At 64.7% G+C, this 12,320-nt stretch carries 12 protein-coding genes; 5 read left to right on the forward strand and 7 right to left on the reverse strand.

Going from position 1 to position 12,320, the window contains the following annotated elements:
- Nucleotides 1-964, forward strand: a 964-nt coding sequence (locus ABFE16_03995; GenBank protein MEN6344440.1) for an aldo/keto reductase, incomplete at its 5' end; no start/stop codon positions are given.
- A 106-nt stretch (nt 965-1,070) separates the two neighbouring features.
- Here ABFE16_03995 and ABFE16_04000 read toward each other — a convergent pair.
- The 6 genes from ABFE16_04000 to ABFE16_04025 form a co-directional block, all read right to left on the reverse strand.
- Nucleotides 1,071-1,835: a TatD family hydrolase gene (locus tag ABFE16_04000; protein ID MEN6344441.1), complete on the reverse strand. Its 765-nt coding sequence runs from the start codon at nt 1,833-1,835 to the stop codon at nt 1,071-1,073.
- Nucleotides 1,836-1,851: 16 nt separating this feature from the next.
- Complete coding sequence (locus tag ABFE16_04005) at nt 1,852-3,273, reverse strand: exopolysaccharide biosynthesis polyprenyl glycosylphosphotransferase (GenBank protein ID MEN6344442.1); 1,422 nt, start codon at nt 3,271-3,273, stop codon at nt 1,852-1,854.
- A 201-nt stretch (nt 3,274-3,474) separates the two neighbouring features.
- Nucleotides 3,475-4,011, reverse strand: a complete 537-nt coding sequence (cysC, locus tag ABFE16_04010) for an adenylyl-sulfate kinase (protein ID MEN6344443.1) — start codon at nt 4,009-4,011, stop codon at nt 3,475-3,477.
- Nucleotides 4,012-4,101: 90 nt separating this feature from the next.
- Nucleotides 4,102-5,493 (reverse strand): alkaline phosphatase family protein, encoded by a 1,392-nt coding sequence (locus ABFE16_04015; GenBank protein ID MEN6344444.1) that lies wholly within the window; start codon nt 5,491-5,493, stop codon nt 4,102-4,104.
- Between the two features lie 52 nt (nt 5,494-5,545).
- Nucleotides 5,546-6,700: a sulfate adenylyltransferase gene (gene sat / locus ABFE16_04020; protein ID MEN6344445.1), complete on the reverse strand. Its 1,155-nt coding sequence runs from the start codon at nt 6,698-6,700 to the stop codon at nt 5,546-5,548.
- 68 nt (nt 6,701-6,768) lie between these two features.
- Nucleotides 6,769-7,002: a CopG family transcriptional regulator gene (locus ABFE16_04025; GenBank protein MEN6344446.1), complete on the reverse strand. Its 234-nt coding sequence runs from the start codon at nt 7,000-7,002 to the stop codon at nt 6,769-6,771.
- Nucleotides 7,003-7,209: 207 nt separating this feature from the next.
- On the opposite strand from ABFE16_04025, the gene nikR reads away from it, so the two are divergent.
- Nucleotides 7,210-7,626 carry a nickel-responsive transcriptional regulator NikR gene (gene nikR / locus ABFE16_04030; protein MEN6344447.1) on the forward strand — a complete coding sequence of 139 codons (417 nt, stop codon included), beginning with the start codon at nt 7,210-7,212 and terminating at the stop codon, nt 7,624-7,626.
- Nucleotides 7,627-7,689: 63 nt separating this feature from the next.
- Here the strand turns inward: nikR and ABFE16_04035 are convergent, their stop codons facing one another.
- Nucleotides 7,690-7,977 carry a hypothetical protein gene (locus ABFE16_04035; GenBank protein MEN6344448.1) on the reverse strand — a complete coding sequence of 96 codons (288 nt, stop codon included), beginning with the start codon at nt 7,975-7,977 and terminating at the stop codon, nt 7,690-7,692.
- 192 nt (nt 7,978-8,169) lie between these two features.
- Between ABFE16_04035 and ABFE16_04040 the strand changes: the two genes are divergently transcribed.
- The 3 genes from ABFE16_04040 to ABFE16_04050 all read left to right on the forward strand — a co-directional run.
- Entirely contained in the window at nt 8,170-8,955 is a 786-nt protein-coding gene (locus ABFE16_04040; protein MEN6344449.1) for a TIM barrel protein, read from the forward strand.
- Between the two features lie 124 nt (nt 8,956-9,079).
- Entirely contained in the window at nt 9,080-10,018 is a 939-nt protein-coding gene (locus tag ABFE16_04045; protein MEN6344450.1) for a hypothetical protein, read from the forward strand.
- Nucleotides 10,019-10,080: 62 nt separating this feature from the next.
- A partial coding sequence (locus tag ABFE16_04050) for a hypothetical protein (GenBank protein MEN6344451.1) occupies nt 10,081-12,320 on the forward strand: 2,240 nt, incomplete at its 3' end.

The raw sequence follows: 12,320 nt of genomic DNA on the forward strand, positions 1-12,320 counted from the left end.
CGACCTCACCGACGCAATCATCAATCGCGCTTTGGACAGCGGCATCAACTACCTGGACAACGCTCGCGCCTACCAGGACAGCGAGATGAAGTATGGCCGAGTCCTCAAGTACCGCCGCAAGGAGGCCTTCGTCGCAACCAAGACCACTGCCCGCGACCGCGACGGCGCCCTGCGCGACCTTGAGGAAAGCCTCAAGCAGCTCCAGACCGACGTCATCGATCTGTGGCAACTACACGACCTCTCCACCCAGCAGCGGTGGGCAGACTCAATGGGCCCCGGCGGTGCCCTCGAGGCCGCTCACGAAGCTCGCGAGCAGGGCCTCATCCGCTTCATCGGCATGAGCGGTCACAACAACCAGTTCCTGCTCGAAGCCATCAAGTCCGGCGAGTTCGACTCCGTCCTCTGCGTCTACAACCTGGCGATCCACAGCACCGGCGACGAGGTTCTCCCGCGTGCCGCCGAGGCCAAGGTCGGTGTCGCGATCATGAAGCCGCTGTCCGGCGGCGTCTTCTTCCGCCGCCCGGAGATCGAGATCCCGCCGCAGAGAGCCTGGCACTATGTCCTGCAGCGCTCCGAGGTCAGCGTCGCCCTGGCAGGTGCAAACTGCCTGCGCGACATCGATCAGGCGGTCGCCGCCTCGGATAGCTTCTCGCCTCTCACCAATGCCGAGAGCGCGGAGCTCATCGAGAAGGCCGGCTTCCTCGGCGAGGACATCTGCCGCAACTGCGGCTACTGCCGCCGCGATTGCCCCCAGGACCTCGACGTCCCGCAGATGATGCGCATCGCCGACGAGTTCCGCAAGTTCGGCTACGAGTGGCCGCGACTTCAGCGCGAGTACGCAGCCCTCACTCCGCAGGCCGACGCCTGCGTGGAGTGCAAGAGCTGCGAGACCAACTGCCCCTTCGACCTGCCCATCGTCGAACGCCTCCACAAGCTCCACGAGCGCATCTCTCGCATACGCTGAGCCTTCCACCAGTCACCGGAACCACAACGCCGGGGCCCCGAAGGGTCCCGGCGTTTTCTATTCTCGTTAGGCTTGTTGCCCGTCCCGATACCTTACCTACCCGTCGTCAGATCCCGTAGAACGCGCGGGCCGTCGCTGTCGTTGCCGCCGCAATCTCCTCTACCGGAACCCCGCGCAGCGTGGCGAGTTCCTGCGCGATGAAGGGGATGTACGAGGGCTCATTCCGCTTCCCGCGTTTCGCCTGCGGCGCCAGGTACGGGCAGTCGGTCTCGAGGATCAGATTCTCCAGCGGCACCTTCTGCATCACAGACCGCAGCGCCGGCGAGTTCGGGAAGGTCACCGGACCGGCAGCCCCGAGCAGGAAGCCCCGTTCGATGCAGTTGCGTGCGAAGTTCAAGTCGGCCCCGAAGCAGTGCATGACCACCTTCTGCCCCGGCCGGCGGTGCTCGTCGAGAACCTCCAACGTCGCCTGCTCCGCCTCGCGACTGTGCACGATCAGTGGCACGCTCAGGTCCCCCGCCAGCCTCACGAAGTCCGCGAACACCGCCTTCTGCTGCGGACGCGGGGAGTTGTCGTAGTGGAAGTCCAGCCCGGCCTCGCCGATCCCCACGACCTTCGGCAGGCCGGTCATTTGGGCGACCTCTTCCAGCATGGCTGGAGTGCAGTCCTTCGCGTCGTGCGGGTGGAGCCCCACGACCGCGTACAGACCTTCGTACTCCTCAGCCATCGCCACCGCGCGCCAACTGGAGGACAGGTCGAAGCCGACGTTGACGATGGTCGTCACCCCAACTTCCGCAGCCCGTTCCACGGCCTGGGGGACTTCCTCGTAGAACCGCTCGTGATTGAGGTGTGCGTGGGTGTCGATATACATACGGGTGCCGTGGCGCCTACTGAGAGCCCTTGCGGCCGATCATCACCCAGAAGGTCCGCAGCAGAATCTGCAGGTCCAGAGTGAAGTTCACGTGCCGCACGTAGTACAGATCGTAGCGGAGTTTCTCCACCACGTCGTCGATGTCCTGATCGTAGCGGTGATTCACCTGTGCCCATCCGGTGATGCCCGGACGGACCAGCAGGCGCTTCTCGTAGAAGGGGATCTCTTCCATGAACCGCGACACGAACTCGGGGCGCTCAGGTCGTGGCCCCACCAGACTCATGTCGCCCCGGAGGACCGAGAAGAGCTGCGGGAGTTCATCCAGCCTTAGCTTCCTCAGGATGCCGCCGATCGGTGTGACGCGCGGGTCGTCCTTCTTGGCCCAGACAGCGCCCGTGTGCTTCTCCGCATCCACGATCATCGTCCGCAGCTTCGTGAAGACGAACTCCTCGCCGTCCTTGCCCACTCTTCGCTGGTGGTAGAAGGGGGGGCCGGGCGAGAGGACCTTCACCGCTAGACCACACAGACCGATGAGAACCGCGGCCAGGGGCAGCACCAGAAGAGTCACCACCAGGTCAACGATCCTCTTCCAGCGCGTCATGTAAACATGCGTGCGAACGCTCTCCAGGCTTTCGCCCCAGTCGGCGCCGGCCAGCAGAACCGGAGCACGTCCCGTCAGGCTCTCGTAGGCTGTCTCCAGTCTCTCGACCGTCGCACCCATGGCCTCCGCACGAGCCGCCGCATGAGCCAGACCTGCCGTTCGCGGAGCATCCGGGCTGATCGCCACATTCGACACCTGGCGCTCCACCATCAACTCGGGCATCTGGTCGTAGGTGCCCAGCACCGGTAGCGGGTTCCCGTCGGCTGCCTCCGCCTGCTCAGACTCCTTGCCGTTGTTCTCGACGACGAAGCCCAGCATCTCAGAGTACCGCGGCAATCGGTCCTGGGTCAGCGCGCTGACCAACTCCGACTCGGCTCGCGGCTTGCCCAACACCACATAGCGCCGGCTCAATACCTGTCGCGGGAAGACCTTGACCGCGAGCATCCTCTCCAGTGAGAAGACCACGCTCGCGATACACGCCGCCACCAGGAAGAAGCGGCGCATCATCTCCATGTCCTGGATCCAGAAGTAGCCCAGCGCAATCGCCAGCAGCGTGCCCATGAACACCGCCCGCGCATTGCGGTACAGACCCGGAAGGCCAAGCCATCGCTGGTCGAACTCGTACTGACCGTGCCAGAACAGCGACATCACCCAGCACAAGGGCAGCAGAAAGAACAGCGACGACCCCTCCTCAACCACCAGCGGCCATGTCCTGGGCTCGAAGGCTCCGACCACAGACAGGAGGACTACACCGGCTCCGGTGATCAGGTCGGTCGCGGCCAAGAAGGCCCGCTGGCGATTCTGCTCCTGTCTGACTCTCAGCGTCGGCAATGCCACACAGTCTCTCCTACAGCCTCTCGGGGATATTCCCAAACGACACCCGATAGCGACCGGGAATTGGCCATTCTCGAGGACAGCAAGGCAATCACTTACCAGTCTGCGTGCCAGTTGCGGATGCCACTACCTACGATACGCCGACCTCTGCCCTGTGAACACAGGTCCGAAGGCGAAGCCCCTGGGGTCTGGCCCCAGCCTACCTCAGACGCACGGAAGATAGCCGAGTTCAGTCAGCTTCGCTATGACCTTCGCCACGCTCCCGTCGACGTCCTCCTCATCGGTGCGGCAGATGACTTCGGGGTTCAACGGCTCTTCATATGGAAGGTGCCAGCCCGCGATGTCGTTGATCTCGCCGCGCTCACCGCGAGCGTACAGACCCTTCGGGTCGCGATCCTTGCAGACTTCCAGCGGGCAGGTTACCCACACCTCGACGAAGCGGTCGGCCCACTCGCGAGCCCGGTCCCGGTGCAGGCGCATCGGCGACTCCGCGGCGACGATCACGTACACGCCATGCCGCGACAGCGTCTTGGCCATCCACGCCAGCCGCTTTGTGTTCTCATCCCGGGCCTCAGGGGTGAAGCCCAGGTTCGGGCTCAGCCGCTGCCGGACCTCGTCGGCGTCGAGGTTCTCCACTTCGAGCCCCAGGCTGCGCAGGTGCTCCTCAACCTTCTGGCCGATCGTCGACTTGCCTGACGCTGCAACGCCGGTGAACCAGATCACTGTTCCGGGTGTAACCATGGCAAAGGGTCTCCTTTATGCCTTGTTGGGCCGGCGAGCGCCCGCTGTGAGCACTCGCCAGGTTAGTCCTGCTTCAATCCACTCTCGCTCTCAGAGCACCGAGTGGCCTTCCATCTCCGGCGGGATCGGCAGCTCAAGGGCCTTCAGAATCGTCGGCGCGACATCCATCAGTTGCAGCCCCTCCAGCCTCTGGCCACTCGTCTGCCCCGGTCGCGACATCGTGAAGATCCCGTCATAGTCGTGGTTGCAGTCGTCCGGGCCGATCTCCGTATCGAAGGAGTACAGCCCGTCATGGCCGATGTCCTGGCCGCCTCGCCAGTACAGGTCATCGAAGTAGGCGAACAGGTCGGGGGCGTCGTTGACGTAGGGCCCCGTGAAGAGCTCCTGCGGGCGCAAGACCCGGGTGTTCATCTTCTCTCCCCGGTCATTGGGGATGGCCTGCAATCCCTGGACCAACTCCTCGCGCACGCTCTCATAGTCACGGGGCGCGATCACTCCCTGCGGCTCGCGTCCAGCCACGTTCAGGAAGATGCGGGTGTAGTACCCGCCCCAGGCCCAGGCGCGGGTCTTGGCCCAGTCCACCTCGGCCTCCTTGAAGGGGCGCACACCTTCCGGCGACTGCCTCATCGTCAGCAGCCCCTGCTGGATCAGCCAGTCGTTGACGTTCAGCGACCCCTCCATACGCTTGGCACCATGGTCGGACACCACCAGCACCGTGGCCTCCGGCCCGGCCATCTCACACAGTTGCCCCAGTTGGTCATCCAGCAGGTGGTAGTACTCACGAAGGCAGTTCTCGAACTTGTTCCCGGCCTCGAACTTGCGGTGCTCCGGGTCGGTGAACTTCCAGAAGCCGTGCTGGATCCGGTCTGAGCCCATGTAGACCATCATGAAGAAGTCCCACGGGTCCTGCTCCGTCAGCAGGAAGCGGGCAACCTTGAACCGCTTCTCCGTCATCTGGTAGATCTGGTCCAGCAGCCACTCTTTGTCGTCAGTCCGAAAGTTGTCGACGTCGATCATGTACCCGTCGGCGGCCTTCTCGATCTGCGGCTTGAGCGACCGGGGGTAAGTGTACTCGCTGTCGGTGCTCGGCGTCAGGAAGCACGAGATCATCGCGCCGTTGACCGGCTTCAGCGGGAAGGTCTGCGGAACGTTGAACACGCAGGACCGCTTCCCCGCCCGGGAGATCAGGTCCCACACACGGTCTACCTTCAGCGACCGCGCCGTGGCGATCCACTTGCCCTCGTACTCCCCGATGCGCCGATTGCGGAACCCGTAGAACCCAAGCTGGCCAGGGTTGCGCGACGAAAGCATGCTCGCCCAGGCAGGCACGGTGATGGGCGGGTCGGAACTGCGAAGGTTCCCCCAGCAGCCCTGACTCCTCAGCCGGCGAAGGTTGGGCATCTCCGGCGCCCAGGTCTCGAACACCTCCCGAGGTGGCGCAGAGTCCCAACCGACGACGAGCACACGTGTAGATGACGACATACTCGGACCTCAGACAGAGGCGATATGGGCTGCCCTCTTCAGGCAAGCCCAACTAGGATACAAAGGGATCCTCGAAGCTGCGGATCACGTCGAACACCTCGGGGCGCATGATCCGCGGATCCGGTGCGATGCCGTCGATGATACCCTTGCGGATCTTCGTGCCGCTGAAGGGGATCTGGTCGGCCTCGCCATGCGGGCACGTGCGGTTGCTCGCGACGCGACCGCAGGTCTTGCAGTACCAGAAGTCGCCCCGGATGCTCACGGCCTTGATGCCAAGGTCCGCGAACTCCGGCTTGTCGAACATCTCAATGGCTTCCTCTTCGCCGTAGTAGTTGCCCACACCGGCGTGGTCGCGACCGATGATGATATGCGTGGCCCCGTAGTTCTTCCGCATGATCGCGTGCATGATGGCCTCTTTCGGGCCGGCATAGCGCATCTCGGTCGGCAGGATGTTCAGGAACACCCGGTCCTTGGCGAAGTAGTGGTCAAGGATCGTCTCGTAGGCCCTGAGGATCACTTCATCGCGGAAGTCGCCCGGCTTCTTCTTGCCGATGATCGGCTGGATGAACAGGCCGTCGTAGAACCCCAGAACGGTCTTCTGCAGGTCCTCATGGCCGGCATGCGGCACGTTCCGGGTCTGGAAGGCGCACACGGTCTCCCAGCCCCTCTCCTCAAAGGCCTTCCGGGTCTCAGCCGGGAACAGGTTGTGCGAGGCATAGGGCCCCCGGTCGTTGTTCAGCAGGTCGATCTCGCCCGCGAGCAGGAAGTCGCCGCGGCTCAGGTAGCCCTTCACACCCGGGTGCGCTTCGTCGGAGGTGCCGAAGACAGCCGTAGCCGCCTGCGCCTTGTCCCACGCGTAGACTTCGCTCAGATGCAGGATCGCTCCAGCCTCCGACTGCCCCTCCTGCACCAGTGCGTAGTCCTTGCCCGTCTCCATCGCATCGGCGCAGGGCACGTCCAGCAGGATTGGTATCGTCCAGGCCACGCCGTTCACCAGGCAGTTCCGCTGGCAGATGCTGTCGAAATCCGCCTTGCCAACGAACCCCTGCAACGGGCTGAACACGCCACGAGCCAGGTTCTGCACGTCTCGGGCAGTGTCGTAGTCGACCGTGACGGTCGGCAGCGACTTCGCCTGCTTCGTGGCCTTCTCCAGAGCCTTTCCCGTCAGTACACGATCGGTCAGCTTGCCACCATGTGCAGCAATCATGGTTCCTTCTCCTGGTTCACTTGGAGGTCCCAACTGGACGCAGGAAGCCTGCGACCCCTGGCCGGGCCTCAGAGATACCCCAAAGCCCGCAGGCGCGCCTTCACCTTCTCAAGATCCTGCTCCGAGTACGGACGCCCCTCCTCCGCCAGCTCATGGGTCGAGACGATGTCGCGCAGCACGTGGACGATGAAGTCGGTCACAGAATCGTACCCGGCTCCTTCGATGGCTGCTCCGATCCTCTCATAGAGCGGACGGGGGATCTTGATGGTAACCTTGTCTGCGCTGTGGGAACGTGCGGGCATCGTGGACACTCCTATAACACTCTTGGTAGAGTACCGGCTTCCCGCAGTGGCGTCAAGGGCAGCAGCCAATCCGCAGCGTCGCCCCTGACCAGGCATCCGCACACCTTGTCAGAGTCCGGCCCGGTGGTATATCTTGCAGCCATGGAAACTAACGGGGCATCGATCGCGTCCCGGTGATCGCCTACACCCACAAGGGGGCCTGCGCGCGTGGGTATCGAACGCTTTGGTGTGTCCATGGACCAGGAGTTGCTCTCGCGGTTCGACGAGCGTATCCACCGCGCGGGCTATACCAACCGCTCAGAGGCTATTCGCGACATCGTACGCGATTACCTGGTACGCGGCGAGTGGACTGCCGGTGACACCGAGGTGATTGGCACCCTCACCCTCGTCTACGACCACCACACTCGGCTGCTCGAGGGCAAGCTCACCGAACTGCAGCATGAGCACCACGAGTACATCCGCTGCAGCACCCACGTCCACCTCGACCACCACAACTGCCTGGAGGTCATCGTCCTCGCGGGACCAGCCGACAAGGTTCGCAGCCTCGCCGAGGAGCTCATCAGCGCCCGCGGCGTGAAGCACGGAGAGCTAACCTGCACCACCACCGGCCGCGAACTAACCTGACACCTGGTGTCAGGTCGCTAACGACCCCTTGAGCTACCCTTGTTGCCTCACACGGCGGCCGCTTCAGTTGCCCGCCGTCTTGCGAATCTCCGTCGTCCCGTCGGCATGCACCAGCACGACCGCCGTCACCGTGGTCCGGGTCCTCCGGATCCGGTCCTCGTTGAAGGGATCCTGTTCGTTCTCGGTAGTGTACGCATAGGGCGCCGTTGCCACAACCGGTGACAGCACACTGGCAGCCGGGGCTACGCCTTGGGCAAAGGCGGTCTGGGGCCTCAGCATCGGCGCCAGGAGCATGCCCAGTACTACCCCTATCGCGACCGCGACAACCGTTCGGATGGCCATCTTGCGCATGGTCAAATCCTCCCAACATGAGCTTCCTTGCACCCGCGCACGGAAACGATCCGCCAACGGGTGCCACTGTTATCGGACACACGGAGCCCGCCAGGGTTGCTCCCAACTTGCCCCAGGAGGTCTCAGCGTCCGAACCACCGAACTCTCCTCCGCTTAGCAGGACTACTACCTCTGGTTGCAGGGAGACCTGTCATGGATATCGGCATCGCCGGCTGGGCCATCGTCCGACGCTTCAAGGATGAGCAGAAGCCACTCGCCTTGCTCGACTTCCCGCGCGTGGCGAAGGAAGAGTTCGGCATCTACCACCTCGAACTCAACAACCTATTCATGGCCTCCAAGGACGAATCCTACTGCGGCGAGGTCGCGGCAGCAACCCGGGAGGCAGGCGTTGCCCTGTGGGGAATGGCCGTCGACGGTACGGGCGACCTGAGCCTGCTGGACGAGGCGAAGCGCCAGGAGTCCCTTGCGAACGCTCTGGCCTACTTCGACATCGCCAGTTGGCTGGGCCTCAAGTACTTCCGCGTCAACACGGGCGGAAGCGCGGAGAGTGGTCCCGACGAGCTGGCGGCCTGCATCAAGAGCTTCCGTGCGCTGGCCGAGGAGGGTGCACGGCGGGGCATCAAGATTGCGACCGAGAACCATGGTGGCCTGGCCACCCAGCCGGATAACATGATCAAGCTCATCCAGGGCGTCGGCCTCGACACCATGGCTTCGCTCCCCGACTACGGCAACTTCGACGACTCCTTCCGCTACGAAGGCATGGCAAAGATCATGCCCTACGCAGTCGGTGTCCACGCAAAATGGAACAAGCGCGACGGTGGTCGCATCGACATCCCGCGGATGGTCCAGATCACCCGCGACGGCGGCTATGACGGCCCCATCTTCATCGAGGACGGCAAGGGCGACGACCATCGCGCCGTGCTGCAACTGAAGGGCGCGCTGATGGCCTGCATGCCCGAGTACGAGGACATCATCTAGACCCCAGGCCCGTGACGCCACGCGACTCCGGTGGTGCAGGGGTCCTGAGCCCCTGTACCACCTCATCCATCCGAGTTCCGGTCACCCTTGCACTTGCACCCCGAACTCCGCGACGGAGGCCACCATGACGCCCATCGCCTTTATGGTTGACGACGGTTGCCCGCTCGTCCATGTGTACCGCGTCCACTGGGTCGAGGTCCACCATCGCGCCCCGGTCACCGAGAGCGGGGCTCCACTCCTCGAGACCATCCCGAACTCCTTCCTGGCCGACTTCTGCGACCTCTGCGAGCACTACGGCGTCCGCGGCAAGTTCAGCATCGTCCCCGCTCCAGGCGGACGGGGCGATATTGTCCGCGGCATCGAGGGGTACCCGCTGGAAGAGACCGTCTGGTGGCTGGACACCGTCAAGGCCCATCTCCTCAAGGGCTTCGACATCAGCCCCGAGGGTCTCACTCACAACCTCGCAATAGACCTGGCCACTGGCAGCACGCTCCCTGTGGGCGAGAACGAGTGGTCACAGACGCAGACCCGCGAAACACTGCGACCCTACCTGATCCGCGGGCTTGAGCTACTCAAGGAAGCGGGCATCGACGCTACCGGCTTCACCTCTCCCTGGGCTTTCGGCATCGACGTCGAGGACGAGTACACGGCAGCCATGATGGATGCCCAGCGAGAGGTCTGGGGCCGCGAGGATAGCTGGTACTTCCTCCACTCGGTCTCCGACAAGCCCTCGCGGCGTCCCTGGGTAGCTCGTCGAGAGGGTACCGGCCGGCTCGTCTCCATCCCTGCGACGGTCCCGGACCTGTGGTGGCGCACGATCAACGAACCCGAGGCAGACCTGACCGCCATTGCCCACCAGGCCTACGAGCACTCCGTCAGAAACGCCGAGGCCGGCGGCATCCCGGTGGTTCTCACGCACTGGCAATCGCAGTTCTCGAACGGCTCCGCAGCAGGGCTTCAGGCGCTGGAGCAGTTCTTCGAACTGGTACACCGAGACGGCCGGTTCACCTGGACGCGCTGCTCCGACCTGGCAGCCGCAACCCCAGACGATGCAACGAGGTGACTGACTTGCACAACCGGCACACACACTTGTCCGTACCGCTCGCGGGAGCGCTGATCGCCCTCATGGCGATTTCCACCCTTCCAGCGCAGGCTGCTTCCGGTTCCGTGGTCATCTGGAAGGATGCGACGGCAGGCCCTGCGGCGAGCTCACCCGACTACCTCGGAAGCGTGCTCGGCGCGGCCGGGATGAGCACGCGCCTGGTCTCCAGCGCAGAACTGGCGAGCACTCTCGATCCCGCCACTTCTGACGCCCGGCTCCTGGTCCTCTGCTACGGGTCGCGCTATCCGGCCGCTGCCGGTGAGGCGATTCTGCGCTACCTGCGCGCAGGCGGTGCGCTTCTGGCCCTCGGTGGGCCGCCGCTCTCCGATCCGCTGATACCTGTCGAGGGCGGCCTCGTCGCCTATAGCGATCTCGACAAGCCACTCGCCGGTACCCCGGTGGTAGTGGCCAACTTTGAGCCGAGGACGCCCGCCGACAAGGTCCGCATGTCGGCTGACCGTCCCGAGGTCAGCCAGGTGAAGCTGGTCACCGAGGAGGGCAACACCGCTCTGCAGCTTCTCAGCCCCGACATGCAAAGCTATGAGTACGTGACGCTGGAAGGCCCCGCAACCGACGATGCGCACCCGATTCTGCGCTTCCGTGCACGAGGCGATGCCGACACCAGGCTGCTGTGCATCGAGCCCCGCGAGACCGATGGTTCGCGCTGGAAGGCCATCGTCCCCCTGACCACCCAGTGGCAGACGTACCGCCTTCATACCGCGCGCTTCCGGTCCTATGCGAGCCCGGAGCGTGGCAAGTCCGGCGACTACCTCCACCCCGAACGGGTGAAGACACTGCACTTCGGCTACACAGTCACGATGGTCGGCAAGGGACCGCGCAGCGTCACGATCGATGACCTCGCCTGGGAGCCCGGCGTACCGGCGCAGGCGCTGTCGACGGTCTACCCCATCGCGGGCGAGCAGAGCGCCGAGGTCGACCGCCACTTCGGCAGCGACCTGGCCCCGCTTCCTGGCCGACCGTTACCCGTGTTGCGGGACATCGTGCCCCTAACAAAGGGCGCCCAGTTGCGAGCCCTGGCGCCGCTGGCACCACCTTCACCACGCGGAGCAGCCCGTGGATGGACCGCCGAGGGTCTGGACGATGACCTCCTCACAGCCTGGGCCACGAACCGCGGCAGCCGCCTTTCCGTGCCGCGTCGAGCCCTGGGAAGGTCCACTGTTCTCCTCGAGGCCACGACGCCCGATGGCGCCTCCCAGCCTGCCTTCTCGCTCCTCGTCCATTCCCGAGGCGACTTCACCGGTCTGCGCATGGCACTCTCCGGTGTCGCGCAGCCCGATCTCTACCCGTCCACGAATCCCGCTGCCGCCACTGCCCTGGTGCGGCTGGTGAAGGCTCTGACCGACGACGCGCTCCTGGGGGTCGTTGAGCCGGAGTTCACGGCGACGCCCGCGGGGGCACAGCTCAGCCTCTTCGCCGAGGTCGTTCCGGCGCCGGGGAGCACTACATCGGTAGCCCTGCAAGCGAAGGTTCAGTCCCTGGTAGACGGCGTACCGACCAGTCTCCTCGCCGAGGGCAAGGCGACGTCTCAGCCCCAGGGCAAGGGACCGGCGCGCACGCAGGTCCTGTCGATGGGCCTGGATCAGGTGAACCCTCTCGCCTACTCCTACACGACCGAGGTAACCGCCGGCGGCGCGGTTCAGGACAGCGTCCGTTCAGTGGTGAACGTGGCTGCCACCGCCCGTGCCCTGGCCGATGACTTCGTGCGGCGTCAGCAACCCGACGGCACCTTCGGCGGCGTATCCTTCATCGACAGCCGCGCCACCAACATGCTCCTGGCGATGGGCAAGATCACCGGCGGGAAGGGCTACGCCAGGGCTGCACTGCGCTGGGGCCAGGCCATGCTCGCACGCCAGCGGGAAGACGGCGGCTACCGGATGGGCTACGGCATTTTCCCGGACGGCGAGGAGTGCTTCGTGGCTGACGGCGGGGAGATCGCCATGGGAATGATGCGCCTGGCGATGGACGGCCCCGAGGCAGAGCGCCCCAAGTTCCGCGACTCCCTGGCTCGCTATCTGGCCTTCCGCGAGGACTTCCGCTGTCCCGAGGGCGGCATCGGCGTCGGCTACTGCCGCACCGACTACGGCGTGCGTCCCACGGTGCCCCTCAAGGAGATCAAACGCATCTACGCGCCGGAGCTGAACACCTACACCATCGGCTGCACGATCGGCACCGCAGCAGCCTACGCGGCGATCTTCGGGACGGCGCAGCAACAGGCCCAGGCGGCGGCCGATGTCCGCTGGCT

The organism is Armatimonadia bacterium (assembly GCA_039679385.1).
Classification (GTDB): Bacteria; Armatimonadota; Zipacnadia; order Zipacnadales; family JABUFB01; genus JAJFTQ01.